The organism is Microbacterium sp. BK668, assembly GCF_004362195.1.
Classification (GTDB): Bacteria; Actinomycetota; Actinomycetes; order Actinomycetales; family Microbacteriaceae; genus Microbacterium.
Map to the genome: position 1 here is coordinate 719,200 of NZ_SNWG01000001.1, position 26,766 is coordinate 745,965.

22 protein-coding genes are annotated in these 26,766 nt (G+C 70.4%); 11 read left to right on the plus strand and 11 right to left on the minus strand.

Annotated elements, in window-relative coordinates; genetic code table 11:
* Positions 1-27: 27 nt before the first annotated feature.
* The 8 genes from cobA to EV279_RS03220 all read right to left on the minus strand — a co-directional run bounded on the left by cobA (position 28) and on the right by EV279_RS03220 (position 8,501).
* Positions 28-834, minus strand: coding sequence for a uroporphyrinogen-III C-methyltransferase (gene cobA, locus EV279_RS03185; protein ID WP_133541474.1), 807 nt, complete (start codon positions 832-834; stop codon positions 28-30).
* On the minus strand, positions 831-1,757 hold the full coding sequence (locus EV279_RS03190) for an ABC transporter permease (protein ID WP_133541475.1): 927 nt from the start codon (positions 1,755-1,757) through the stop codon (positions 831-833). Before EV279_RS03190 ends, cobA begins: the two co-directional genes overlap by 4 nt.
* A complete protein-coding gene (locus EV279_RS03195; protein WP_133544544.1) occupies positions 1,747-2,493 on the minus strand; it encodes an ABC transporter ATP-binding protein in 747 nt (248 codons plus the stop codon). Before EV279_RS03195 ends, EV279_RS03190 begins: the two co-directional genes overlap by 11 nt.
* Before the next feature lie 119 nt (positions 2,494-2,612).
* Positions 2,613-3,695 (minus strand): ABC transporter substrate-binding protein, encoded by a 1,083-nt coding sequence (locus EV279_RS03200; protein ID WP_133541476.1) that lies wholly within the window; start codon positions 3,693-3,695, stop codon positions 2,613-2,615.
* 66 nt (positions 3,696-3,761) lie between these two features.
* Positions 3,762-5,078 carry a GTP-binding protein gene (locus EV279_RS03205; RefSeq protein WP_133541477.1) on the minus strand — a complete coding sequence of 439 codons (1,317 nt, stop codon included), beginning with the start codon at positions 5,076-5,078 and terminating at the stop codon, positions 3,762-3,764.
* Entirely contained in the window at positions 5,078-6,031 is a 954-nt protein-coding gene (gene cysD / locus EV279_RS03210) for a sulfate adenylyltransferase subunit CysD (RefSeq protein ID WP_133541478.1), read from the minus strand. The genes EV279_RS03205 and cysD overlap by 1 nt, the downstream gene beginning before the upstream one ends.
* Entirely contained in the window at positions 6,028-6,771 is a 744-nt protein-coding gene (locus EV279_RS03215; RefSeq protein ID WP_133541479.1) for a phosphoadenylyl-sulfate reductase, read from the minus strand. The genes cysD and EV279_RS03215 overlap by 4 nt, the downstream gene beginning before the upstream one ends.
* Positions 6,768-8,501 (minus strand): nitrite/sulfite reductase, encoded by a 1,734-nt coding sequence (locus tag EV279_RS03220; RefSeq protein WP_133541480.1) that lies wholly within the window; start codon positions 8,499-8,501, stop codon positions 6,768-6,770. Before EV279_RS03220 ends, EV279_RS03215 begins: the two co-directional genes overlap by 4 nt.
* Positions 8,502-8,774: 273 nt before the next feature.
* Between EV279_RS03220 and EV279_RS03225 the strand changes: the two genes are divergently transcribed.
* Positions 8,775-11,006 carry a cell wall-binding repeat-containing protein gene (locus EV279_RS03225; protein WP_133541481.1) on the plus strand — a complete coding sequence of 744 codons (2,232 nt, stop codon included), beginning with the start codon at positions 8,775-8,777 and terminating at the stop codon, positions 11,004-11,006.
* 12 nt (positions 11,007-11,018) lie between these two features.
* On the opposite strand, the gene EV279_RS03230 is transcribed toward EV279_RS03225, so the two are convergent.
* Complete coding sequence (locus tag EV279_RS03230) at positions 11,019-11,714, minus strand: CbiX/SirB N-terminal domain-containing protein (protein ID WP_133541482.1); 696 nt, start codon at positions 11,712-11,714, stop codon at positions 11,019-11,021.
* A gap of 123 nt (positions 11,715-11,837) precedes the next feature.
* Entirely contained in the window at positions 11,838-12,830 is a 993-nt protein-coding gene (locus tag EV279_RS03235) for a hypothetical protein (protein ID WP_133541483.1), read from the minus strand.
* A gap of 117 nt (positions 12,831-12,947) precedes the next feature.
* Here EV279_RS03235 and EV279_RS03240 point away from each other — a divergent pair, with 117 nt between their 5' ends.
* Positions 12,948-13,496 (plus strand): MarR family winged helix-turn-helix transcriptional regulator, encoded by a 549-nt coding sequence (locus EV279_RS03240; protein WP_243728415.1) that lies wholly within the window; start codon positions 12,948-12,950, stop codon positions 13,494-13,496.
* A 90-nt stretch (positions 13,497-13,586) separates the two neighbouring features.
* On the opposite strand, the gene EV279_RS03245 is transcribed toward EV279_RS03240, so the two are convergent.
* Positions 13,587-15,026, minus strand: coding sequence for an MFS transporter (locus tag EV279_RS03245; protein WP_133541484.1), 1,440 nt, complete (start codon positions 15,024-15,026; stop codon positions 13,587-13,589).
* Positions 15,027-15,199: 173 nt separating this feature from the next.
* Between EV279_RS03245 and EV279_RS03250 the strand changes: the two genes are divergently transcribed.
* The 9 genes from EV279_RS03250 to EV279_RS03290 all read left to right on the plus strand — a co-directional run bounded on the left by EV279_RS03250 (position 15,200) and on the right by EV279_RS03290 (position 26,765).
* Positions 15,200-16,783, plus strand: a complete 1,584-nt coding sequence (locus EV279_RS03250; RefSeq protein ID WP_133541485.1) for an MFS transporter — start codon at positions 15,200-15,202, stop codon at positions 16,781-16,783.
* Between the two features lie 153 nt (positions 16,784-16,936).
* Positions 16,937-20,092, plus strand: a complete 3,156-nt coding sequence (locus EV279_RS03255) for a M14 family metallopeptidase (RefSeq protein ID WP_133541486.1) — start codon at positions 16,937-16,939, stop codon at positions 20,090-20,092.
* A gap of 63 nt (positions 20,093-20,155) precedes the next feature.
* A complete protein-coding gene (locus EV279_RS03260; RefSeq protein ID WP_133541487.1) occupies positions 20,156-20,644 on the plus strand; it encodes a TrkA C-terminal domain-containing protein in 489 nt (162 codons plus the stop codon).
* A 4-nt stretch (positions 20,645-20,648) separates the two neighbouring features.
* Positions 20,649-21,839, plus strand: coding sequence for a cation:proton antiporter (locus tag EV279_RS03265; RefSeq protein WP_133541488.1), 1,191 nt, complete (start codon positions 20,649-20,651; stop codon positions 21,837-21,839).
* Positions 21,840-22,132: 293 nt separating this feature from the next.
* Positions 22,133-24,028: a molecular chaperone DnaK gene (gene dnaK, locus EV279_RS03270; protein WP_133541489.1), complete on the plus strand. Its 1,896-nt coding sequence runs from the start codon at positions 22,133-22,135 to the stop codon at positions 24,026-24,028.
* Positions 24,029-24,030: 2 nt separating this feature from the next.
* On the plus strand, positions 24,031-24,672 hold the full coding sequence (locus tag EV279_RS03275; RefSeq protein WP_133541490.1) for a nucleotide exchange factor GrpE: 642 nt from the start codon (positions 24,031-24,033) through the stop codon (positions 24,670-24,672).
* A 10-nt stretch (positions 24,673-24,682) separates the two neighbouring features.
* A complete protein-coding gene (locus EV279_RS03280; protein ID WP_133541491.1) occupies positions 24,683-25,696 on the plus strand; it encodes a DnaJ C-terminal domain-containing protein in 1,014 nt (337 codons plus the stop codon).
* 150 nt (positions 25,697-25,846) lie between these two features.
* Positions 25,847-26,344, plus strand: a complete 498-nt coding sequence (locus EV279_RS03285; RefSeq protein WP_166644432.1) for a MerR family transcriptional regulator — start codon at positions 25,847-25,849, stop codon at positions 26,342-26,344.
* Positions 26,310-26,765, plus strand: coding sequence for a hypothetical protein (locus tag EV279_RS03290; protein ID WP_133541492.1), 456 nt, complete (start codon positions 26,310-26,312; stop codon positions 26,763-26,765). Before EV279_RS03285 ends, EV279_RS03290 begins: the two co-directional genes overlap by 35 nt.
* The last annotated feature ends 1 nt before the right edge of the window (position 26,766 follow it).

Genomic DNA, 26,766 nt, shown 5'->3' on the forward strand with positions numbered 1-26,766 from the left:
GCGTGCGAGACGACGGAATGCGCCAGGTCAGCGAGGAGGTCGTTCGAGGAGGGGCTCGGAGGCGGTGACGGATGCCGCGAGCTCGGCGGGCGCGTACGGGCTGAGCGCCACCACATCGCCCACCACGACGACGGCGGGAGAGCGCACGCCGCGCAGCGCGGCCTGCGCCGCGATCGTGCCGAGGGTTCCGACGGTGACCCGCTGGCGGGGGCCGAAGCCGTCCTCGACGATCGCGACGGCACAGTCGACGCCGCGCTCGCCGCGCGCGAGCGTCAGGGCGGCGTGCGCGAGCGTGCCGACGCCCATCAGGAGCACGACGGTGTGGTCGCGGCCGCCGCCGAGCTCGCGGATCTGGTCGTGACCGGTCACGACGGTGAACGCCGTCGCGAGCCCGCGGTGGGTCAGCGGGATGCCGGCGATCGCGGGCACCGAGATGGCGCTCGTCACCCCCGACACCACTTCGGCCTCGACGCCGGCCTCCCGGCAGAAGGCCAGCTCCTCGCCGCCGCGTCCGAAGATGTACGGGTCGCCGCCCTTGAGCCGCACGACCTGCTTGCCGTCGCGGGCGAGCTGTACGAGGAGCGCGTTGATCGCGTCCTGCGGCACGGCGTGGTGGCCGGGCAGCTTCCCCACGTCGATGATGTCGGCGCGCAGCTCGACGCCGTCGGCGGCGAGACCGTCGAGGACGGCCCGTGCGCCGAGCCGGTCGGCCACGATGACGTCGGCGCGCTCGAGCGCGCGGAGCCCGCGGACGGTCAGGAGTCCGGCATCCCCCGGCCCCGCGCCGACGAGCCAGACCTTGCCGGCGCCGTCCGGAGCCTCGAGATCGGTCATCGCGATCCTCCCGTCACGAGCAGCCCGCGGCGCTTGAGCATCCGGCGCTCGACGGGGCCGAAGAACACGAGCTCGATGAGGATGCCGATCGCGAGGATGAGAATGATCGTCGCGAGGACACCCGCGAGGTCGGCGAGCTCGCGCGACTGCTGAAGCATCGAGCCGAGGCCGAATCCGATCGTCCCCCCGACGGCGATGATCTCGGCGGCCATGAGCGAGCGCCACGAGAACGCCCACCCCTGCTTGAGCCCCGCGACGTAGCCGGGGAGCGCCGCGGGCAGGATGACCGCCGTCGCCAGCTGCCAGCGCGAAGCGCCGAGCACCGTGCCGACGCGCCGCAGCTGCGGCGGAACCTGCTCGACGCCCGCGATGAGGCCGTTGACGATCGACGGGATGGCGCCCATGAGGATCACGAAATAGACGGTGGCGTCGGAGAGGCCGAACCAGATGATGGCGGCGGGCACCCAGGCGACCGAGGGGAGGACCTGCAGGCCCGATATGATGGGGCCGACCGCCCGGCGGATCGGGCGCACCTCGGCCAGGAGCAGGCCGAGAGGCGTGCCGACGACGATGGCGATGAGGAAGCCGACGATGCCGCGCTCGAGGCTGGTCGTCACGGCGAGCTGCAGACGGCCCGACTCCCACGCGTCGCCCATCGCGTTCCACACGTCGATGGGACTCGGGACGACGTCGGGCCTCGGCTGGGCGATGACCACGTAGAGCTGCCACGCGACGATGAGCAGCACGATGAAGACGATGGGCGGCACGACGCTCGCGACGAAGCGGCGCCACCTGCTCTGTCTCGTGCCGTCGGCGGTCTGCAGGCGGTCCAGACCCGCGGCGAGGCTGCGCAGGTCGTCTCCTGCGGGGACGGATGCCGCGTTCTCGGCGCGCGAGGCGATGGTGGGGGTCTCAAGCGGCATTGCGGCGGATCTCCTTGCGCAGCTGCTCCGTGATCTCGACGGACAGGGCGGCGACCTCGGGGGACTCGATGCGGCGGCCCGTCGTCTTGGCGATCCGCCACTGCTCGACCACGCGGCCGGGGCGGCTGCCGAGCAGCACGACGCGCTGCCCGAGCCGGGCGGCCTCCCGCACGTTGTGCGTGACGAAGACGATGGTGCGGCCGGTGGCCCGCCACACCCTCTCCAGCTCCTCGTGCAGCAGGTCGCGGGTGATGGCGTCGAGCGCGGCGAACGGCTCGTCCATGAGGAGGACGGGCCGGTCCTGGGCGAGGGCGCGCGCGAGCGCGACGCGCTGTCGCATCCCGCCGGAGAGCTCGTGTGGGCGCTTCTCGGCCGCGTCGGCGAGGTTCACCGTGTCGAGGAGCGCGAGGGCCTTCTTCCGTCGCTCTCCGCGGGGAACGCCGCGCAGGCGCAGCGCCAGCTCGACGTTCCGACGCGCCGTGAGCCACGGCATGAGCGCGGACTCCTGGAACATGACCGCCGATCCTTCGGAGGGCGTCCGGATCTGGCCGAACGTGGGCTGGTCGAGCCCGGCGATGAGGTTGAGCAGCGTCGACTTGCCGCAGCCGGAGGCGCCGAGGAGGCACACGAACTCGCCCGGCGCGATGTCGAGGCTCACGTCCTCGAGGACGACCGGTCCTGTCCCGAACCGCTTCGAGACGTGCTCGATGCGCACGGCGGGCGCTGCCGCCGGCACCGCGGCGGGTACGGGGGCGACGCCGTCGAAGCTCGGGGCGAGCTCGCCGGCGACGCGCGGCCCCGGTGCCGCGTCGCCGAGCGGCGACGCGACACCGGGAGCCTTGCCGACGGGAGTCGTCACGGGCTGTCCTCGCCGAGACCGGCGGCCGAGACGGTCTCGCCGCCCGCCTCGAGGATGCCGTTGAGCAGGCGCAGGTCGAACAGGCCCTCGATCGATCCGTCCTTCTGCGTGCCCGCGGCTCGCCCATCCTCGACGAGCGTCTCGAACGTGTCGGCGTGCGGGTCCACCGAGAAGGTGACGTGCTCGAGCGCGCGGTCGATCACGGCATCGGAGAGGGCTTTGCCGGTGTCGGCCGTGAGCTTCTCGTTGACGACGTCGGCGACCTCGCCGGGGTTGTCGGCGATCCACTGGACAGCGTCGACGTGGCCCTGCAGAAGGTCCTCGACGACGTCGGGGTGCTGCTCGAGGAAGTCGGCGCGCACGAGCAGGACGGTCGTCGGGAACTCCCCGTCGGGCCACAGCTCGGCCTCGTCCTGCAGGACGCGGGCTCCGGCATCCACCACCAGGCGGGAGACCCACGGCTCGGGCAGCCACGCGCCCTGGATGGTCCCCTGCTGGAACAGCGTCAGCGTCTGGGCGTTCTCGGTCGGTGTGATCGAGACGTCACCGCCGCCGGACGTGTCGGTCTCGAACCCCTCGTCGGCGAGCCACGTGCGCAGGGCGACGTCCTGCGTGTTGCCGAGCTGCGGCGACGCGAGGGTCTTTCCCTCGAGGTCCTCCGGGCTGTCGATGCCCTCGGCGACGACGAGCGCGGCGCCGCCGGTCGCGGCGCCGGCGATGATGCGCGCCGACTCGCCGCCGGACTGGATGAAGGTGTTGATCGAGGGGTTGGGCCCGATGTAGGTCGCGTCGATCGCGCCGGCGGTGAGGGCCTCGATGGCGGCGGGACCGGCGTTGAAGACCTGCGTCGTGACCTCGACGTCGCCGAGGTCCTCGGCGAAGATGCCTTCCTGCAGTCCGACGAGCGCGGGAGCGTGGGTGACGTTCGCGAAGTAGCCGAGCCGAAGCTCGTCGACCGAGGGTCCGTCGGCGGCCGGGGTGTCCTCGGCGGCGGAGCTTGCGCCGGAGGCGCAGCCGGCCATCATCATGGCGACAAGTCCCAGGGTGGTGATCGTCGTCGCGGTGCGGATTCTGTTCACGGTTTTCGCCTCCTTCTTCGGCGGTTCGGTTGGTGGGTACTGCAGGTGTGCGAGACGGAGGCGCGCTCAGTCCCGCACGATTCCGGCGGCCAGCGTCGCGCCGTCGGACGGATGGATGACGAGGAATGAGCCGCTCGCCCGGTTGGCGCTGTACGGCTCGACGGGCAGGGCGGCTGCGAGGCGGAGAGTCACGTGCCCGATGTCGTTCGTCTCGAGGACGCCGGCGGGCTCGTGCGCGAGCGAGTCGAGGTCGCGGCGCGCGTCGACCGAGGAGACGAGCGCCTGCACCGTCGACGTGCCGTGCTTGACCAGTACGCGGCTGCCGGGCCGCAGCGGACGGGCGTCGAGCTGGAAGAGCTCCGCGGAGATCTCGCGCCGGGCTGTAGGAAGGCTCCCGGATGCCGCGATCACGGCGCCGCGCGCCGCGTCGACCTCGTGCGCGAGCTCGAGCGCGACGGACTGTGGCGCGTGCGCCTCGTCGACGTCGGCTCCCGCGACCTGGATGGCCGTGACGACCGTCTCGATGCCGCTCGGGAAGACGGTGACGGCGTCGCCGACGCGGACGCCGCCCGACGAGACGCGGCCCGCGAAAGCGCGATAGTCGCGGTAGCGCTCGGCGAGCGCCGGGTCGGCTGCGAGCTCCGGGGACAGCCCGCCCTGGGGGCGAAGCACGATCTGCACGGGGAGGCGGAAGGGCTCGAGCTCGCTCTCGAGCTCGTCGGACGACGGCAGCCTCTCGAGCAGCTCGAGGAGGGCCGGCCCGTCGTACCACGGCGTGCGCGGGGAGCGGTCCACGACGTTGTCGCCCTCGAGCGCCGAGACGGGGATGACGTGCACGTCGTCGATCCCGAGCTCGGCCGCGACGGCGCGGACGTCGGCCGCGACCGGCGTGTACGCGGCCTCGGCATAGCCCTGCAGGTCGATCTTGTTGACGGCGACGATGACGTGCGGCACGCGCAGAAGCGCGACGACGGCGAGGTGACGCCGCGTCTGCTCGAGCACGCCTTTGCGGCCGTCGATGAGGACCACGACAGCATCCGCCGTCGTCGCCCCCGTGACCATGTTGCGCGTGTACTGCACGTGGCCGGGGCAGTCGGCGAGGATGAAGCTGCGCGACCCCGTCGAGAAGTAGCGGTACGCGACATCGATCGTGATGCCCTGCTCGCGCTCGGCGCGCAGGCCGTCGGTGAGCAGGGCGAAATCGAACGCGCCGTGCGCGAAACCGCGCTCGGCCGACGTGCGGGCCACCTGCTCGAGCTGATCGGCCAGGATCGCCTTGGAGTCGTGCAGCAGGCGGCCGACGAGCGTGGATTTGCCGTCGTCGACCGACCCGGCCGTCGCGAAGCGGAAGAGCGTTCCGGTCTGCAGTGCCGTCGTGCTCATCAGAAGTACCCGTCCTTCTTGCGGTCCTCCATGGCGGCCTCGCTGAGCCGGTCGTCGGCGCGCGTCGCGCCGCGTTCGGTGAGCGTCGTGCGGGCGACCTCGGAGACGATGGATGCCACATCCGCGGCATCCGACTCGACCGCTCCCGTGCAGCTCATGTCGCCGACCGTTCGGTAGCGAACCGTGCGGAGCTCGGTCCGCTCATCGCTCCGCGGCGGCGAGAACTCGCCGACGGCGCGCCACATGCCGTCGCGCGCATACACCTCGCGCTCGTGCGCGAAGTAGAGCGGGGGCAGCGGTATCTCCTCGCGTTCGATGTAGCGCCAGACGTCGAGCTCGGTCCAGTTGGAGATCGGGAAGGCGCGCACGTGCTGCCCGGGCGTGTGGCGCCCGTTGTACAGGCTCCACAGTTCGGGGCGCTGATTGCGCGGGTCCCACTGCCCGAACTCGTCGCGGAGCGAGATGATGCGCTCCTTGGCCCGCGCCTTATCCTCGTCGCGGCGAGCCCCCCCGAAGACGGCGTCGTGCCGGCCCACGGCGATCGCGTCGAGGAGCGGCAGCGTCTGCAGGGGGTTGCGCGTCCCGTCGGGGCGCTCCTGCAGCCGGCCGTCGTCGATGTAGTCCTGCACGCGGGCTACCTCGAGCCGCACGCCCAGACGCGCGACGGTCTCGTCGCGGAACGTAAGCACCTCGGGGAAGTTGTGGCCGGTGTCCACGTGCAGCACGGGGAAGGGAACCTTCCCGGGCCAGAATGCCTTGGCCGCGAGGTGGAGGACGACGACGGAGTCCTTGCCGCCCGAGAAGAGCAGCACCGGGCGCTCGAACTCCGCCACGACCTCGCGGATGACGTGGATCGCCTCGGCCTCGAGCAGGTCGAGCGTCCCCGGGCCGGACCCCTCCGTTGTGGAGCGAGCGAAGCGGGACGAAACGCTCTGAGCGTCGGAGAGAGTCATACGTGGAGTCCGCATTCGGTCTTCGAGAGGCCGGCCCAGCGGCCGGACCTCGGGTCTTCACCCGGAGCGACGGGCTTCGTGCACGGCTCGCAGCCGATCGAGGGGTAGCCGTTCGAGACGAGGAGGTTGACCGGCACGCCGTGCGCGCCCGCGTAGTCGAGGAGGTCGTCGAAGGTCCAGGCCGCGACGGGGTTGACCTTCACGAGCCCGTTGCGCTCGTCCCATGCCACGAGCGGCGTGTTCGTGCGGGTGGGCGCCTCGTCACGGCGGACGCCCGTGAACCACACCTCGTAGCCGCCGAGCGCGTCCTGGAGGGGGCCCACCTTGCGGCGCGCGCAGCACAGCGCCGGGTCGCGTGCGAAGAGCTGCGCGCCTAACTCGGCGTCCTGCTCGGCGACGGTCTGCTCGGGGAGGACGTCGACGATCCGGACGTCGAGCACGCGGCCGACCTCGTCGCGCGTGAACCGCGTCTCGGCGAAGTGGTACCCCGTGTCGAGGAAGAGCACGTCGACGCCCGGCAGCTGCTCCGCCACGAGGTGGGGGAGGGCGGCGTCGGCCATCGAGCAGGCGACGGCCGCGGCATCCGTCCCGAAATTGCGCGCGACCCACGCGACGACCTCTTCCGGGGATGCCTCGTGCTCGGTGAGGCTGCCGAGGGCCACGTTCGCCTCCTCGGCGAGGACGCGAAGCTCGTCGGCCGAGCGCTTCGCGGCGATGCGGGGTGCGAGGGACACGCTCACTGAAGTGCCTCCTCGTCGGCGCGGTGCGCCCACTGGGCGAAGGTCTCGCCGGCCTCGCGATCGGCCAGGAATCGCGTGACCACGCGCTCCACGTAGTCGGCGATGCCGTCGGCGGCCACCTTGAGCCCGCGCACCGTACGACCGAGGCCCGCCTCGTCGCGGTCCTTCGAGACCAGGCCGCCGCCGAGATGCACCTGGTACCCGGGCACCTGCTCGCCGTCGATCGTGACGAGCTGGCCCTTGAGCCCGATGTCGGCGGTCTGGATGCGCGCGCACGAGTTGGGGCATCCATTGACGTGAAGGGCGATGGGATGCGGCAGCTCGAACTGCTTGAGGCGCTCCTCGAGATCGAGCACGGCCGCGGTCGCGTACGCCTTCGTCTCGACGATCGCGAGCTTGCAGAACTCGATGCCGGTGCACGCGATCGTGCCGCGGCGGATGAGGCTCGGCCGCGCCTGCAGGCCGAGCTCGTCCAGACCCGCGACGAAGGACTCGACGCGCTCCTCGGGGATGTCGAGCACGACGATCTTCTGATGCGGGGTCGTGCGCAGCCGCGTCGAGCCGTGCGCCTCGATGAGGTCGGCGAGCCGGCTCAGCGTCGGGCCCGACACGCGCCCGACGATGGGCGTCGCGCCGATGTAGAACCGGCCGTCCTTCTGCCGGTGGACGCCGACGTGGTCGCCGTGCGCGAGCGGTGTGGGCGCGGCCGGCCCGTCGGGCAGCGCGTAGCCCAGGTACTCCTCCTGCAGCACCTGGCGGAACCTCTCGGCGCCCCACTCCGCTACGAGGAACTTGAGGCGCGCCTTGTTGCGCAGGCGCCGGTATCCGTAGTCGCGGAAGATCTGAGCGACGCCGTGCCAGGCATCCGCGACCCGATCCGGGGCGACGAAGACACCGAGGCGCTCGGCGAGGGCGGGCGCCGTCGAGAGGCCGCCGCCCACCCAGAGGTCGTATCCGATGCCGAGCTCGGGGTGCGCGACCGCGACGAACGCGACGTCGTTGATCTCGTGCACGACGTCCTGGCTCGGGTGGCCCGTGATCGCCGACTTGAACTTGCGGGGGAGGTTCGCCAGCGACGGGTCGCCGATGAAGGTCGACGTGATCTCGTCGATCTGCGGCGTCGGGTCGATCAGCTCGTCGGCTGCGATGCCCGCGACGGGGGAGCCGAGGACGACCCGGGGCACGTCTCCGCACGCCTCGGTGGTCTGCAGCCCGACGGCCTCCAGCCGTCGCCAGATCTCGGGGATGTCCTCGACGCGGATCCAGTGCAGCTGGATGTTCTGCCGGTCGGTCAGGTCGGCGGTGTCGCGACCGAACTCGGTGGAGATGCCCCCGATGACCCGGAGCTGCTCGGTCGTGAGCTGCCCCCCGTCGATGCGCACGCGGAGCATGAAGTACTCGTCCTCGAGCTCCTCCGGCGTGAGGGTCGCGGTGCGGCCGCCGTCGATGCCGGGCTTGCGCTGCGTGTAGAGGCCCCACACGCGGAAGCGGCCGTGCAGATCCGTCGGGTCGATGCTCGCGAAGCCGCCCGCGGCGTAGACCGTCTCGATGCGCTCGCGGACGCTCAGGCCGTCGTCGACCTGCTTCCACTCCTCGTTGCCGTTCAGCGGAGTCTTGCCGTCGATCTTCCACTGCCCGTTGGGCTTGGATGACGGGCGCGGCGGCCGGGCGCGGGCGCCTTCGGGGCGCGGCGCCTCGGTACGCGGCGTGTCGGTCTTGCTGATGGTCACGGGAGCCTCCGAGGAATCCCGGGCGTCCCCGGGCGCGGACCTCGACCGGTCCGCTTCCGTGAGAGTAGGAGCGCCGCGACCGGAGGGCCTAGGCGGGCGTCAACGTGCGTCACCGTGCGTAACCCGGCGTCACAGAGTTGCGCCGGGCGGGTTCAGCGACGCGGGGTGGAAGACTGCCGGTGGTGTGCGGATCCGGCCCTTGCAGCCGCACCTTATGCGCGATCGGGCAAAGGTGTACGGTGCGGCCATCACGCCGATGGAGTGGAGTACCCGATGCCTCGCCTCACCGCGGCCCTGGCCGCCTTTGCTCTCCTGATCGGCCTTTCGGCAACCGGTACGCCCCCCGCCTCTGCGGCGCAGGCAGGGGCGATTCAGGGCGTCGTGACCGTTCCGGCGGGGTTGTCTCCGTCTCACACGTTGGTCGAGCTCTACGGGACACAACGGAATCAGTTCGCCCAGGTTTTCGCCTCGTCGACCGGGCAATACAGCTTTCCCGCCCTGGCGGATGGAACGTACATCGTTCTTTTCCGGGCCGCGGTGACAGCTGATCGGCTTCTCTCCGAGTTCGCGGGCGGTTCCTATCGATGGGACACCGCACAGCAGATCGTCGTCGCGGGCGGAGGGATCGTTCACGTGGACGCCACTCTCGAACGAGGCGCCGTCCTTACCCTCGCCGCATCGGACCCCAGCGGTGCCTTGGCGTCAGACGTCGCTGTGACGCTACGTCGCGTTGACGACCCCGATCCCTTCGTATGGGCCGATCCGGCAGGCGTGGCCTGGAGTGGGACCGGGACCTTCACCACGTCCATACTCACCCCGGGGGTGTACGAGATCACGCTCGGAGGTCAGCGATGGGTCACGCGGAAACTGGAGCTCATCGTTGGAACCGGGACCGACTCCTCGTCCACGGTGGTTCTGTCGCCTGGGGCCACGCGAACGGTCGACGTCGCTCTCGAGGTCAAGGGCAGAGTTCGCGGAAGCGTCACTGTTGAGACGCCGGGCGGGATCATTCCGTGGGTGAACGGCACGGTGTCAATCGTCGATCCGACCGGGCTTACCCAACACGCCTATGGGTTCACGAGTCAGGACGGGTCATTCGACATCATCGGCGCGGATGACGGCTCATACAAGGTGCTCTTGGAATCGAGCACTTACACGCAATCGACTTATTGGCCGGGAACCACCGACCCTGCCGCAGCTCAGACGATCACGATCTCGCGTGGCACCGTCCAAGACTTGGGACCGACCAGCATCCAGCAGGGAGGGCGACTCCTCGGGCGCGTACTCGCCTCGAACCCGGGCGTCGCGCCCACACCGGCGACGGCGACCGTAGAGCTGTGGAAAGTCGACGAAACCGACGGCTCGTACACGTTCTATGGCGATGAAGTGACGGATTGGACGGGCGGCTTCTGGCCCGGCGTGATCGAGGCCGGCTCATACGCGCTCCGGGCGCGTCCGACTGAGCCAGACTCGCTGCTCGGTGCCGAGTGGTATCCCGACGCGCGCTACTTCCAGGACCGGATCGATGTCGAGGTCGTGGCAGGCACGACCACCTCGGTGCAGGACATCGTATTGGACGACCGGTACTTCGATGTGAGTCGGATCGCCGGCGCGAACAGGTTCGAGACGGCGGTCGAGATCAGCAGGCAGGTCATCCCGCCGGGCGAGCGCGCGCCGATCGTCTACCTGACGAACGCCTTCAACTTCCCCGACGCCCTCTCCGCGGGGCCCGCTGCGATCCGCGCAGGTGGCGTCATCCTCTCGACTGACCCGCTCAATCTGCCGACGGTCATCGGCAACCGGCTCGCGGAGCTGGATCCTGTGCGCGTCGTGATCCTGGGAGATGAGAAGTCCGTCTCGCAGGCCGTCGAGCAGGCCGTGCGGACTCGCTTGCCCGCAGCGGAGATCGACCGCCTGGGTGGGGCGAGCCGCTACGCGACGGGCGAGCTCGTCGTTCGTGACGCGTTCGAGGGCACCGGCGCTCAGCAAGCGGTCATCGCGACGGGCGCGAATTACCCGGACGCCCTCGCGGCCGGCCCCGCCGCCGGCTTCGATGACTCTCCTGTGATCCTGGTCGACGGCAAGAACGGCCTGAATCAGACCTCGCTTACGCTGATGCGCGATCTCGGCGTCACCGATGTCGTCATCGCCGGCGGTCTGCCATCTGTGGGCTCGCAGGTCGAAGCGGGGCTCGTCGCGGAACTCGGCGCCGCGCACGTCACCCGGCTCGCCGGCGCGAACCGGTATGAGACGGCTGTGCTCATCAACGATCACTTTTTCGCCGACACCGACTACGCATACCTGACCACGGGGCAGAACTTCGCCGATGCGCTGACCGGCGGGCCGCTGGCCGGCTTGTTCGGGGCGCCCCTGTATCTGTCGGCACCCGATTGCCTCCCCGGCGGCGTCGCCGACTCACTGTGGTACAAGAACGTGGTCGCGATCGACCTCTTCGGCAGCAGCGCATCACTCAGTACGGACGTCGAGGACCTCTGGGTGTGTTGACATCGGCCGCGATCAGCGGATCGACCCTCGGTAGCGGTCGATGACGAGGTCGACGAGGGATGCCGCGGGCTCGTCGTCGTCGAGAAGGGGCCGGGCCACCGGCGCGCCGGCCGCCAGCCGGATGGCGAGATCGTGGAAGTATCCGGGCGCGAGGAGGTAACTCGCGACGACGACGCGACCGGATGCCTCGTCCCTCACCGTGTCGACGGCCGCGCCGAGGCGCGGCTCGGTCGCCGCGAGGAAGCCGACGTCGACCCGCCGGCCGAGCCGGGCGGCGAGCATGTCGGCCGTCGTCCGGCAGTCGTCGTTCGCCCGCTCGTCGCTGGATCCCGCGACGGCGAGCACGACACGGTCGCCCTCCCGCGCCTCGAGAGGAGCAAGGCGCGCCGTCAGGACGTCGACGAGCCGGGCGTCGGGACCGAGGGCGTCGGCGATCACGACGTCCGAGCGGTGCGCCGACTGCTGCGTGAGGTCGATCCGCACGTGGTATCCCGCCGACAGCAGGAGCGGCACGATCACGACGGGCTGGCCGTCCGGCAGAGCGGCGAGGGATGCCGCGACGTCCGGCTGCTGCACGTCGACGTGCCCGAGCCTGACCGTGGTGTCGGGCAGGCTCCGCGCCACGGCCTCGACGAGAGCGGCGACGGCGGCCTGTCCTTCGGCCGAGGCGGTTCCGTGCGAGATCGCGAGGAGGGCGGGGTTCGGCATCCGTCCATTGTGCCCGGCTCCCTCCGTCCCTCCTCCCGCCCCGCCCGTCTGCACGAGGAAACGGCGACACGCCGGGGGAGGGATGCCTCGCCCCGGCATGTCGCCGGATGGTCGTGCGGACGGTCAGTCGCGCTCGGCCGCCCCGCGGGCGTAGCCGGCGTCGAACCCGCGCTCGTAGGCCTGCTCGGCCGAGCGGCGGCCCTGCCCGCGGTGCCCAGCGTGCTCGCCGTGGCGGCCGTGCTCGCCGTGGCGACCGTGCTCGCCGTGGTGGCTGTGGCCGCCGTGGTGGCCGGACCCGCCCCGGTCGTGCTCGCCGTGGTGGCTGTGACCGCCGTGGTGGTGGGTGTGACCGCCGCGGGGTCCGTGGTGGAGCCCGGCGTGATGAGTGTGGCCGATGTGGGAGCCGCGGCATCCATCTTCGTCGTCCCAGCCCTCGGCCCACGCGCGACGCGGGTCGAACCCGAACTGCGGCCGGTACTCGGGCCCGAAGCCCGGAGGGAACCCCGGGCCGAAGCCGCCGAACCGGGAGCGGAACCCGCCGCCGAACCCGGGCCGGAAGCCCGGGCCGAAGCCGTACTCGTCGCCCGGGCGGGAGCCGCGGCCGGAGGATCGGCCGCGCCCGAAGCCGCGCGGGGAGGTGTTCTCGTCCCACCCCAGTTCGCGGGCGATCGCCTCGAGCGACGCGCTCATCGTCGCGAACTCCTCCGGCGCGACGGCACCGGCCACGCGGTTGCGGATGCCGTCGACGATGGCCGCGAGTCGCTCCTTGGCGGCGCGGCCCTCGTCGGTGAGCACCCACGTGCCGTCGCCCGTCTCCTCGGCCCAGCCGCGCCTTTCGAGTCCGCGCAGGCGCTTGGGCCGGCGTGCGAGGCGCTCCGCGAGCGCGGGGTCGACGTCGCCCGAGAGGGCGTTGAGCAGCATCCAGTCCCGGCGCGTCACGCCCTCGTCGGCGAACGCCGAGTCGAACTCGCGGGAGATGAGCCCGTCGACGATGCGGAGCCAGTAGCCGAGCGGGCGGCCATCGGTCGGGATGCGGCCGGCGTCGGGGGTGGTGCCGTCGGCCGAAGTGGTGTCGGGGGCATCGTCCCCCGGGTTCTCGAAGTCTTGGTCGTTCATGGGAAGTCCTCTCAGCGGCGGCCGGTCGACCGCCCGATGTGATGCATGTCATTCGGCATGTACATGCAGTGTGACATGCACTCGGGAAGCATGTCAAGCGGCATGTAAATTCGGAGCATGACCTCGAACAGCGCCACCGACCCGGCCGAGGCGATCGCCGCCGCCCTCGCGCGCCTGCGCGGGCGGAGGATGCCGCGTCCCCCGTGGGACAGCGCTCATCACCCCGGACCCGACGGTCCGTGGGGAGGGCATCACGGCGGTCCGCGATTCGGGCACGCGGGCCCGGGCGGGATGCATGGCGGTCCGCCGTGGATGGCGGGCCCGCGGTTCGGCGGACCCGCGCGCCTCCGGCTGCTCGAGGCGCTGGCGGCGGCATCCACCCCTCTCTCGGTCAGCGAGGTGGGCGAGGCGATCGGGGTGGATCAGCCGCGCGCGTCGCGGCTCGTGCAGCAGGCGGCGGAGCTCGGGCTCGTGCGGCGCGAGGCCGATCCCGACGACGCCCGCCGCACGCGCATCGCGCTGACCGACGAGGGGCGCTCGCTCGTGCGCGGATTCCGCGGCGAGCGGCGCGAGGCGATCGACGCGGCGCTCGCCGCATTCACGGATGCCGAGCGCGCCGAGCTGGCCCGGCTGCTCACGAAGCTCGCCGACGCCTGGCCGCGGTGACGCCGAAGGAGGACATCCCGCGAGCGGAGGACTTCGGAACGATCGAGGTTCCTCCCCCGGCGGGATCTCCTCTTCTCGCGACGTTCCGAGTCAGCCCTCGACGGGGTGGCGCGGCGGGAACTTCACGAGCAGCAGCAGCACGAGGCCGACGGCGAGCACGATCGCGATGCCGAGGATCCCCCAGTACGTCGCGCCGAAGACCGCGATGAACAGCGTCCACAGGGCCGGGGAGAGGAAGCTCGCGACGCGGCCCGTTGTGGCGTAGAGCCCGAAGATCTCGCCCTGCATCCCCTCGGGCGTCACGCGGGCCAGGAGCGAGCGGCTCGCCGCCTGCGCCGGCCCCACGAACGCCGAGAGGATGAGCCCGCCGATCCAGAAGACGGACTTGCCGGCGGCGTGCCCGAAGAAGACGACGAGCGCGATCACGACGAGTCCCGTGAGCGCCGTGATGATGACCGCACGAGCCCCGAAGCGGTCGTCGAACCGCCCCGCGATGATGGTCGACACGCCCGCCACGACATTCGCCGCGATCGCGAAGATCAGCACCTCGTTGTCGCTGAACCGGAACGCGACGGCGGCGAGCACGCCTCCGAAGGCGAAGACGCCGGCAAGCCCGTCGCGGTAGACCGCGCTCGCGAGGAGGAACCAGAACGTCGGCCGGTGCGTGCGGAAGAGCGCGACGATGTCCTCCACGAGCACACGGTAGGCCGCGAAGAACCCGACGCGCTGCACGCCCGCGGGCTTCGGCGCCTCGGGCACGTTGAGGAAGAGCGGGAGGGCGAACAGAAGCGTCCACACACCGCATCCCACGGCGATGAGCCGGTAGGCCAGACCGTCGGACGTGTCCATGCCGAACCAGTCGGCGAAGGTCAGCGCGATGACGATCGTGAGGGCGACGATGCCGCCGATGTACCCGAGGCCCCAGCCGAGGCCGCTCACCTTTCCGATCGTCTTCGGCGTCGAGACCTGCACGAGCATCGAGTTGTAGTTGACGCCCGCGATCTCCGACACGACGGCGCCGAGGGCGAGCACGAGCGCGCCGTACCAGAAGAAGGCCGGATCGGCCTGAGCGAAGAAGAGCGCGAACTGCACGAGCGCGAGGAGCACGGTGAACACGAGCAGCCACCGCTTGCGACTGCCCGAGCGGTCGGCCGTCTGCCCCAGCACGGGCGCCAGGAGCAGGATCAGGATGCCGGCGATCGTCGTCGCGAGTCCGTAGCCGCTCGAGAGCCCGGCGAGCGCCTGCTCGCGTGCGGGGTCGTCGGCGCCGAGCTTTGCGATGTCGTCGGGAAGGAAGTTCGCTGACACGAGATACAGCGACGCGAAGACGAAGGTCAGAAGCACCGAGTTGAAGGGCTGCGTCGCCCAGTCCCACATGGCCCACGAGAAGACCTGTCTGCGCGGAACCGGGGTCTCGTCCGTCGTGTCCTGGAACACGACGCCGACAGCGGCGATGGCGCCGCTGTTGGCGGCCACGGGCGGGGTCGCCCTGCTCGGGTCGGGCTTTCCGTCGGGTGCGGAGGAGCTCATGTCGGTCACGGTAGGGCCCTTCGGTGAACGGCGGGTGCCGCCGCGCGATGCGCCGCACCTTCGCGGCGCGACGCCAGGCTACTGCGGACCTGGATGCCTCGAAGATCGCCCGCGCCGGGTGATCGCCCGCGCCGACCGTAGCGACCGTCGAAGGGCCGTGCTTCACTGCACGCATGACCGACCAGCCGGGCGAGGCGGCTCCGTTCAACGGACGACTCGCGATCCTCCTCGCGATGGCGATGTTCGTCCTCGTCGTCGACACGTCGCTCATGAACGTGTCGATCTCGGCGGTCGTGCACGACCTCGACACGACCGCGAGCAGCGTGCAGGGTGCGATCGCCCTGGAAGCGCTCGTGTCGGCCGCGTTCATCCTGATCGGTGGCAAGACGGGCGACCTGATCGGACGAAAGCTCGCCTACATCCTCGGGCTGCTCGGATACGCCGTCGGAGCGGTCGCGATGACGTTCGCGCAGAACATCACGGCGGTCATCATCTTCTGGGCGATCATCGGCGGGATCGGGGCATCCCTTCTCCTCCCGTCCATGCAGTCGCTGATCCACGGCAACTTCTCCGGCAGCCACCAGAAGCGCGTCTATGCCCTCGTGGGGGCGTCGGCCGCGATCGCCGCCGCCGTCGGCCCTCTGCTTGGAGGGTTCATCACGACCTTCCTGTCGTGGCGGGTCGGCTTCGCCCTCGAGGCCGTCATCATCGCGGTCGTGCTGCTGGGCATCGGCCTCGTCAAGGACGTGCCCTACACGGGCGATCGCTCGATCGACCTCGTGGGCGCGGCACTCTCCGTGATCGGCATGGGCGGGGTCGTGCTCGGCATCCTCGTATGGCAGGAAGGCGGCGGGTACGTCGGACTTCTCATCGGGCTCGGCCTCGTAGCACTCGGCGGGCTCGCGTGGTGGCTGCGCAGCCGCAAGCGGGCCGGCAAGCCGGTGCTGCTCGACCCGGGCCTCTTCTCCTCGAAGCCCTTCCGCACGGGCGTGAGCGGTCAGCTCCTGCAGCAGATCGCCCTCGGCGGCACGATGATCGTCCTGCCGCTGTATCTGCAGATGGTGCTCGAGTACAACGCCCTCCAGGCCGGGCTGTCGATCGCGCCGCTGTCGCTCAGCATGTTCGTCGTCGCCCTGCTCGCCGGCCGTCGTGCCAAGGGACGCCCGGCCAACCTCATCCTGAGCGGATTCGCGCTCGCCTTCCTCGGACTGCTCGCGATCGTCCCCCTCGTCCCGATCGCCGACTCCGGGTGGTATCTCACGATCCCGCTCATCGTGGCCGGGTGCGGCCTCGGCCTGCTCGTGTCGCAGCTCAACAACTACACGCTCTCGCCCGTATCCACGGAGCGGGTGAGCGAGGCGGCGGGCGTCAACTCGGCGGCCGGGTCGTTCGGCCTGTCGTTCGGCCTCGCATTCGCGGGCGCGATCATGCTCGCCACCCTCGCCGCGACCTTCACGTCGTTGGCCTACTCCAGCACGGTGCTGACGCCGGAGCAGCAGACGCAGGTTGCCACGGTGCTCGAGGAGGACGCGCAGCTCATGTCCAACACCGGCCTCGAGGAGCTGCTCGCCGACGAGCCGCCCGCGGCCTCTGCCGAGGTGATCCGCATCAACACCGAGGCGCGGCACATCGCCCTGCAGGTGGCCCTCCTCATCCCGATCCTCGCCGCCGGGCTCGGCATCCTGAACGGCGTCCGCATGCGGCGCCTGCCGGACCCGCAGCCTGACGCGGCCGCCGAGGGCACTCTGCTCGGCTGACAGCCACGGTCGACGCCTGTCGGCGAGGCCGGCGACGGGCGCTCGGCCGCTCCGGCCCGGACGGTCGCGACATGCCGTCCCGGACATGCTCTTGACCCGCCCTGGGGGCAGGGCCAGTATGAGCGCCGGGCATGCCGAACCAAAGGAGTTTCCATGTTCCGTCGCTTCGCCGTCGTCACCGTCGCCGCGCTCGTCATCTCCGGAGCTGCCGCCACCTCGGCGAGCGCGAGTCCGCCCCCCGACGATGCCGGCGTCGGCACGTCCGTCTACACCGGCACCGTCACCCAGGAGGGCCTGAGCGACATCGCCGATCTCGTCGACCGCCACGAGATCGTCTCGGCTCCGGGCGACGCGCCGGGCGAGGTCGACGTGCAGGTCGTCCTCAACGAGGTCCAGGCCGCCGCCCTGCGCGAACAGGGCACGTCGCTCGAGCCCAAGGCGCCGGCGGCGCAGCGACGCCTCATGGAGGCCACGCCGGAGGGCGTGTTCCGCACCTACGGCGGAGAGGGCGGCATCCGCGAGGAGCTGATGGACCAGGCTGCGACGCATCCGGGGATCGCGCAGTTCCGCGTGATCGGCGAGACGTGGCAGGGGCAGGAGATCGGCGCCGTGCGCGTCACGGGGAACATCGCCAAGCAGAAGACCGACGGCAAGCGGCCCGCCACCGTCTACGTCGGCGCCCAGCACGCCCGTGAGTGGATCACGCCCGAGATGGTGCGCCGACTGCTGGACTACTACCTGTCGTCGTACGGCACGGATCCGCGCGTCACGGGGATCATCGACTCGACGGAACTGTGGTTCGTACCGGTGGCGAATCCCGACGGCTACGACTTCACCTTCCAGGACGGCAACCGCCTCTGGCGCAAGAACCTGCGGGACAACGACGGCGACGGCGAGATCACCGGCTTCGACGGCGTCGATCTGAACAGGAACTCCGCGACGCGCTGGGGGTACGACAACGAGGGCTCGTCGCCCAACCCGGTCAGCGACACCTATCGAGGCCCGAGCCCCGGCTCCGAACCGGAGACGCAGGCGCTCGACCAGCTGTTCGCGAAGGTCACACCCCAGTTCCTCATCAACTACCACTCGGCCGCCGAGCTGCTGCTGTACGGCATCGGCTGGCAGGTCGCGACGCCGTCGCCCGATGACGTCATCTACGAGGCCATGGCGGGCGACGACGCGACGCCGGCAGTGCCGGGATACGATCCCGACATCTCGGCCGAGCTGTACACCACCAACGGCGACCTCGACACGCACATGCAGGAGCGCTACGGCGCACTCGGCTTCACCCCGGAGATGTCGACCTGCGAGGCCGCCGCCGACTCGGTGCCGGACGACGAATGGGTCGCGGAGGACGACTGCGTCGCCTTCGGCTTCGACTTCCCCGACGACGAGGCCCTCATCCAGGCGGAGTTCGAGAAGAACATCCCGTTCGCTCTGGCCGTCGCGGAGTCGGCGCTCGATCCGGACGACCCCGTCTCGGTCGTGGGCCGGGATGCCGAGGACTTCCGCGTCGACTCCTTCTCGGTGTCGTACGGCGACCCGCAGACCGTCGCGGTGTGGGCCAAGCGCGCACTCAAGGCGAAGACGATGTACTACTCGGTCGACGGCGGGAAGGCGAAGAAGGCGAAGCTCGAGGAGTGGTCGGGCGGCGAGCGCTACGGCTTCGAGAACACCGACTACTACGCCGAATACCGCGGCGTCGTGACGGGCACCGCGCCGGGGGACCGCGTCGAGGTCTGGTTCGAAGGGCAGTCGACCGGGGCCGATCTCCCGAAGGGTCAGAAGCCCGGGAAGGTCGAGAGCGCTCACTTCACGTACGAGGTGGCGCAGGACACGGCGCACTCGGTGCTCATCGTCGCGAACGAGGACTACACGGGCTACAACCCCGAGGACGAGCCGCGCGACGACGGCCTCAAGTATCTCGACGAGCATGTCGCCGCCCTCCAGGCCAATGGAGTCACGCCCGACGTCTGGGACGTCGATGCGCAGGGCGTGCCCCACGACCTCGGAGTCCTCGGGCACTACGACGCCGTTCTCTGGTATCTCGGCGACAACCGGCTGACGCAGGACGAAGAGGATGTGCTGACGGAGTACGGATCCGGACAGTATCCGGACCTCTCCGTCGCCGAGCGGCAGCAGTACCTGACGATCGCGATGCGGGACTATCTCAACGAGGGCGGCAAGCTCGCGCTCGCGGGTGAGACCGTCGGGTACTACGGACTGCTCGGCGCCTCCCTCGGCGGTATCTACTACGGCCTGGACGGCGCGCCCGACCAGCAGTGCATGGTGACGGTCGACCCGACCAGCGACTGCCTGCTTCTGGCCGACGACTTCACGCAGTACTGGATGGGGGCGTACGACCGTGCGCCGCTCGGTGCCAGCGGCATCAACGGCGTCGCCGACCCGCTGGCGGGTCTGCAGGCGGCGTTCGGGGGGCCGGCCACGGAGGACAACCCCATCGACGAGGTGGGCGAGTTCACTCCGACGAGCGAGGTGCTCCCGGTCGATCAGTTCCCGCAGTTCGAGAGCTGGGGGGCCGCGGAGTACACCGATCCGTTCGGCCCGTTCATCCCGATCGAGGGGGAGTGGGCGGCCTTCGCCGGTCACATCGACGACGGCTATCAGCGCCTCGGACGCACCTTCACCGTTCCGGAACTGGCCGACGGCGAGACGGCCACCTTCGACGCGCAGATCTCGTACGCGACGGAGTTCGGGTACGACAACGTCATCGTCGAGGTGCGCCCGGCGGGAACGGAGGAGTGGACGACTCTGCCCGACCTCAACGGGGGAACGAGCTCCGAGCCACCGACCGAGTGCGAGGCGGGCTTCTACGTCGAGGAGCATCCGCAGCTCGAGAACTATCTCACGGTCGCCGATCCGTGCCTCTCGACGGGGGCCACGGGCGAGTGGAACGCCTTCACCGGGTCGTCAGGAGGCTGGACCGACGTCTCGTTCGACCTCAGTGCGTACGAGGGTCAGGAGATCGAGCTGGTGATCAGCTACGTGACGGATCCCTTCACCGGCGACACGGGCCTCATCGTCGATGACGTCCGGTTCACCGTGGCGGGTGCCGAGACGGAGGCCGAGGGATTCGAGGCGGGCCTGGGCGCCTGGACGGTGCTGGGCGCACCCGATTCGAGCCCCGGCAACTCCGGCGACTGGGAGCGGGTGTCGGTCGGCGGCCCGTACTTCGGAGTCACCGCGACGCCCGACACACTGCTCTTCGGCTTCGGTCTCGAGCAGCTCTCGACGGACGGCGAGCGCGCGGCGGCGGTCGGACGCATCCTCGATCACTTCGGCCTCTGAGCCGTCGGGACGGGGCCGTCAGGACTCCGTGCGGCCGACGTCGCGCGGTGTCATGATGGCCTCATGCCAGCGCACGTCGAGCGGGCCGAGCTGCCGGGCATCGGCGTGCGGCACGACATCAACACCGAAGCCGGCCGCCGCCTGTCGGTCGTCACCTTCCGGGACGGGCGACGCGAGCTCGCCATCTCCGACGAGGAAGATCCGGATCGCGCCGAGGAGACGCTGCCCCTGACGGATGACGAGTCGATCGCGCTCTCGGAGGTGCTGGGCGGCTCGCTCATCCTGACCCAGCTCGCGGGACTCCGCGAGCAGGTGGCGGGCCTCTACACCGAGCAGATCCCCGTGCGCGCGGACTCGCCGTACGTCGGCCGCCCGCTCGGCGAGACGAGGGCGCGCACGCTCACCCGGTGCTCGATCGTCGCGATCGTCCGGGAAGACCGAGTCGTCCCGTCGCCGGGCCCCGCGGATGTCTTCGGCGCAGGCGACTCGCTCATCGTGGTCGGAACCCGCGAGGGGATCGACAAGCTCGTGCGCATCGTCAACGGAAGCTGAGCCGATGGACGGGGGAGCGCTCGTCCTCGTCGAGATCGGCGCGCTCCTGTTCGGCATCGCGCTCCTGGCACGGCTGGCGGGGCGCCTGGGCATCTCACCGATCCCGCTCATCCTTCTCGGCGGCCTCGCGTTCGGCGAGGGCGGACTGCTCCCGTTCGAGCAGGGCGAGGAGTTCATCGAGGTCGGTGCCGAGATCGGAGTGATCCTGCTCCTGCTGATGCTGGGCCTGGAGTACAGCGCCGACGAACTGGTCGCGAGCCTCCGGCGCTCCCGTGCGGCCGGCCTCCTCGACATGCTCCTCAACGCCCTTCCCGGTGCGCTCGCCGCCCTCGTGCTCGGCTGGGGTCCCGCCGCGGCGATCGCGCTCGCCGGCATCACCTGGGTGTCGTCGTCGGGGGTCACGGCGAAGCTCCTGAGCGACCTCGGGCGGCTCACCAACCGCGAGACACCCACCGTGCTCTCGATCCTCGTGATCGAGGATCTGGCGATGGCCCTGTACCTGCCTCTGCTCACCGCGCTCCTGCTCGGACTGGACGCGGGGGGAGTCGTCATCACCGTCGTCGTCGCACTCGCCGCGGTCTTCCTCATCCTCTTCGTGGCGCTGCGTCACGGCGCGGTCGTCTCGCGGCTCGTCTCCTCCCGCAACGCGGAGGTGCTGCTGCTGTCCGTGCTCGGGCTCGCGCTGCTCGTAGCAGGCCTCGCCGCGCGCATGAACGTGTCGGCCGCCGTCGGCGCGTTCCTCGTCGGCATCGCGATCTCCGGTCCGGTCGCGCATCGGGCCGGGCGGGTGCTCACTCCGCTGCGCGACCTCTTCGCGTCCGTGTTCTTCCTCTTCTTCGGCCTCTCCACCGACCCCCGCGACCTCGTCCCCATGCTGGCGCCTGCGCTTCTCCTGGCCGTGGGCACCATCGCCACCAAGGTGCTCACCGGGTATCTCGCGGCCCGGTCGGCGGGGATCGGCGAGGCCGGCCGCTGGCGCGCCGGGCTCGCGCTGACGCCGCGTGGCGAGTTCTCGATCGTGATCGCCGGGCTGGCCGTGGCCGCCGGCATAGACAGCGCCCTCGCTGCGCTGGCGACCGCCTATGTGCTCATCACGATCATCGCGGGCCCCCTCCTCGCCCGTATCCCGGACTCCCGCCCCTTCACGCAATGGGCGTACGGTCGCCAGCAGGAGCGGCGGGCGCGGGCGGCGTAGAGCCGGGCCGGGGCAGACTGACAAACTCGTCAGCCGCGACGGCGGAACGGTGTTCGACTACACCTCGGCGGATGCTGTGCGCGCACTCTACGAGACGGAGAGGGTGGCGCTGGGCTGAGGCATCCCCGAGCCTGGAAACTTGATATGAGCAGGCTCAAGTTCATTTGACGTGCGTAGGGTGGCTCGCTAGGCTTGAGTCATCGCGGCTCAACCTCTGGCTGTATCCGCGAGGAGACTTGGCAGAAACCCGGGGCGCGGCATCCGTCCGCCCCGCAAGAAGGAGAGAGAAACACATGCCACGTGCTGTTGGAATCGACCTCGGTACGACCAACTCGGTCGTAAGCGTCCTCGAGGGCGGCGAGCCCAAGGTCATCGCGAACGCCGAGGGCTTCCGCACCACCCCGTCGGTCGTCGCGTTCACCAAGGACGGCGAGGTGCTCGTCGGCGAGACCGCGAAGCGCCAGGCCGTCACGAACGTCGACCGCACCGTCTCGTCGGTCAAGCGCCACATGGGCACCGACTGGAGCTTCGGCGTGGACGGCAAGAAGTGGACGCCGCAGGAGATCTCCGCGCGCATCCTCCAGAAGCTCAAGCGCGACGCCGAGCAGTACCTGGGTGACACGGTGACGGATGCCGTCATCACCGTCCCCGCGTACTTCAACGACGCCGAGCGTCAGGCCACGAAGGAGGCCGGCGAGATCTCGGGCCTCAACGTCCTGCGCATCATCAACGAGCCCACCGCCGCCGCCCTCGCGTACGGCCTGGACAAGGGCAAGGAGGACGAGCTCATCCTCGTCTTCGACCTCGGCGGCGGGACGTTCGACGTGTCGCTCCTCGAGGTGGGGAAGGACGACGACTTCTCCACCATCCAGGTGCGCGCCACGGCCGGTGACAACCGCCTCGGCGGCGACGACTGGGACCAGCGCCTCGTCGAGTTCCTGATCAAGCAGTTCAAGGACCAGACCGGTGTCGACGTCTCGGGCGACAAGATCGCGCTGCAGCGTCTCAAGGAGGCCGCCGAGCAGGCGAAGAAGGAGCTCTCCTCCTCGACGTCGACGAGCATCAACCTCCCCTACCTCTCGCTCACCGAGAACGGCCCGGTGTCGCTCTCCGAGACGATCACCCGAGCGAAGTTCGAGGACCTGACGAAGGACCTTCTCGACCGCACCAAGAAGCCGTTCGAGGACGTCATCCGCGAGGCGGGGATCAAGGTCTCCGACATCGACCACGTCGTGCTGGTCGGCGGCTCGACCCGCATGCCCGCGGTCTCCGAGCTCGTCAAGCGCGAGACCGGCAAGGAGCCCAACAAGGGCGTCAACCCGGACGAGGTCGTCGCCGTCGGCGCGGCTCTCCAGGCCGGTGTCCTCAAGGGCGAGCGCAAGGACGTCCTCCTCATCGACGTCACCCCCCTGAGCCTCGGCATCGAGACCAAGGGCGGCATCATGACGAAGCTCATCGAGCGCAACACCGCCATCCCGACCAAGCGCAGCGAGACCTTCACGACCGCCGACGACAACCAGCCGTCGGTCGCGATCCAGGTCTTCCAGGGCGAGCGCGAGTTCACGCGCGACAACAAGCCGCTGGGCACCTTCGAGCTGACCGGCATCGCGCCGGCTCCGCGCGGCATCCCGCAGATCGAGGTCACCTTCGACATCGACGCGAACGGCATCGTCCACGTGTCCGCGAAGGACAAGGGCACCGGCAAGGAGCAGTCGATGACGATCACCGGCGGCTCGTCGCTGCCGAAGGACGACATCGAGCGCATGGTCCGGGAGGCCGAGGAGCACGCCGCCGAGGACAAGAAGCGTCGCGAGGCGGCCGAGGTGCGCAACCAGGCCGAGACGCTCTCGTACTCGATCGACAAGCTCATCAAGGACAACGACGACAAGCTGCCGAACGACGTGAAGACCGAGGTCCAGGCCGACGTCGACGCGCTCAAGGCGGCGCTCGCCGGTGACGACGACGACGCGGTGAAGTCGGCGTTCGACAAGCTCAACGCCTCGCAGGGCCGGCTGGGCGAGGCGATCTACGCCTCGTCGCAGGCCTCGCAGGCGACGCCCGACGCCGCGCCCGACGGCCCCTCGGACCAGCAGCAGGGCCCGACCAGCTCCGATGAGGACGTCGTCGACGCCGAAGTCGTGGACGACGAGGACGAGAACCCTTCGTCAGGCTCAGGGGGGTCGAAGTAACGATGACCGACAAGGACTTCGACGCGCCGCAGGGTGACGAGGTTCGTCCCGAGCAGGAGGGGTCGGAGGCTCAGGCCTCCGGCCCCGCTCCGCAGGACGGGACGGATGCCGCAGCCGGCGGTGCTGACGAACTGACGATCGACGACATCCTCGGGACGGAGCAGAACGCCGACGCGGCGGCCGAGGACGCCAAGCTCGCCGACCTCGAGTCCGCGCTCCTCCTCGACCTCAAGCGCCTGCAGGCGGAGTACGCCAATTATCGGCGCCGCACCGAGGAGCAGCGCGAGGTCGAGATCGCCCGCGCGAAGGGCGAGGTCGCCAAGGGGCTGCTCCCCGTGCTGGACGACCTCGACCGGGCCGCCAAGCACGGCGACCTCGAGGAGGGGAGCCCGTTCGCGCAGATCGGGGAGAAGATCCGCGCCGTCGTGGAGCGCCTCGGCATCACGGCTTACGGCGAGGCGGGCGAGGTCTTCGACCCGCAGCACCACGAGGCGATCTTCCAGGCGCCGACACCCGGCGCCGAGGTGCCGACGATCCTCGAGGTCGTCGAGGTCGGCTACCGCCTGGGCTCGGTCGAGCTGCGTCCTGCCAAGGTCGTCGTCGCTGTGCCGGCGGAACCCTCCGCGGGCCCAGCGACCGGTTGAGAGGCAGCGCATGGCCAGCCAGGACTGGTTCGACAAGGACTTCTATAAGGTCCTGGGCGTCTCCAAGGACGTCAGCGATGCGGACCTGAAGAAGACCTACCGCAAGCTCGCGCGCACGCATCACCCCGACTCCAACCAGGGGGATGCGGCATCCGAGGCGAAGTTCAAGGAGATCTCCGAGGCCTACTCGGTGCTGTCCGATCCCGAGCAGCGCAAGGAGTACGACCAGATCCGCGCCATGGGGTCGGGTGCGCGCTTCACAGCGGGGGGTCAGGGCGCCGGCGGATTCGAGGACGTCTTCTCGATGTTCGGCCAGGGCGGGCGGCCCGGCAACGTGCGCTTCCAGACCTCGGGGACCGACTACGACGACATCTTCTCCATGTTCGAAGAGGCCCGAGGCGGCCGCGGCGGCACCTTCGGTTCCGGTCGCTTCGGTCAGCCGACCGGCGGCTTCCGCGGGTACGGCGGACCGACGCGCGGTGCCGACGTCACCGCCCGGACGACGATCGACTTCGTCACCGCGACGAAGGGCGAGACCATCACGCTGCAGGGCGAGGACGGCAAGCCCTTCAAGGTCAAGATCCCCGCGGGGGTCTCGGACGGCCAGAAGATCCGCCTGCGCGGCCGCGGCCGCCCGTCGCCGGATGGCGGCGAGGCGGGTGACATCGTCGTGTCGGTGACCGTCCGGCCCCACCCCGTGTTCACGCGGGAGGGCCTCAACCTGCGTCTCACGGTGCCGGTGACCTACACGGAGGCGGTCTTCGGCGCGACGATCGAGGTGCCGACGCTCGGCGGCGACCCGGTCAAGCTCCGTGTCGCACCCGGAACCCCCTCGGGACGGGTGCTGCGCGTGAAGGGACGCGGCGTCGAAACGTCGAAGGGCACGGGCGACCTCCTCGCCGAGGTGCAGGTCGCCGTGCCGTCACACCTCGACGACGCCGCGCGGGAAGCGCTCGAGCGCTTCCGTGCGACCGAGCCGAAGGAGAACCCCCGCGCCGACCTCATGTCGAAGGCGCGGGGCTGAGTGGAAGCGCCCGGTCGTTGAGCGAGGAGCGGAGCGACGAGATGAAACGCCTCGAACCGAGGATGATCGTGGATGACGCGCATCTCGTCGCGGTTCGCTCGCTCATCGACCGAGAGTGAGGGAACAGACGACACGAGACGGAGGTGACCGATGACGCACGACGAGCTGGACGAGGATGCCCCGATCTTCGCGATCGCCGTCGCCGCTGAGCTCTCCGGCATGCACCCCCAGACTCTCCGTCAATACGACCGGCTGGGACTGGTCGTGCCCGCACGCACGCAGGGCGGCTCTCGCCGCTACTCCCTCCGCCACGTGCAGCAGCTGCGCGAGGTCGCCCGCATGTCCGCCGACGGCATGGGCCTTCCGGCGATCGCCCGGATACTGGAGCTCGAGGACCGCGTGCGCGAGCTGCACCTGCGCGTGCGCGACCTGGAGGACCGCGTGCGCACCGAGCTCGACCGCCGCCCCGGTGCCCGCGTCTTCGCGGCGGGGGCGACGGGGTCGGTGGTGACCTTGAGGCACGGCACGCGCGTCCGACGGGCGACCGAGGTCGTGCTGTGGCGCCCGCGCCAGAGCATCGCGTCGACGTCCCTCGAGCGGGACGAGCCGGAGGATGCCGAGCCCCGCGACGATCCGTCAGGAGGGTGACGCGGTGCCGGCGAGCCTCGACGACGTCCGCGCGATCGCCCGCGGGCTTCCGGGGACCCACGAGGCGGTCGACGGCCACCGCGGCGGGGCGACCTGGCGCACCAAGGACGGCCTGTTCGCGTGGGAGCGCGGGCCGAGCAAGGCCGATCTCTCCGCCCTCGAGGCACTCGGACGGGCGTGGCCCGACGGGGCGGTGATCGGCATCCGGACCGACGGCCTCGACGCGAAGCAGGCGCTCCTCGAGACGTTCCCCGAGGTCTTCTTCACCATCCCGCATTTCGACGGGTATCCGGCCGTCCTCGCGAGACTCGACGCGATCGAGGCCGATCTGCTGCGCGAGGTCGTGACCGACGCGTGGCTGGTCAAGGCGCCTCGCCGGATCGCGAAGGAGTGGCTCGCCGACAACGCTCCCGGCGGCTGAG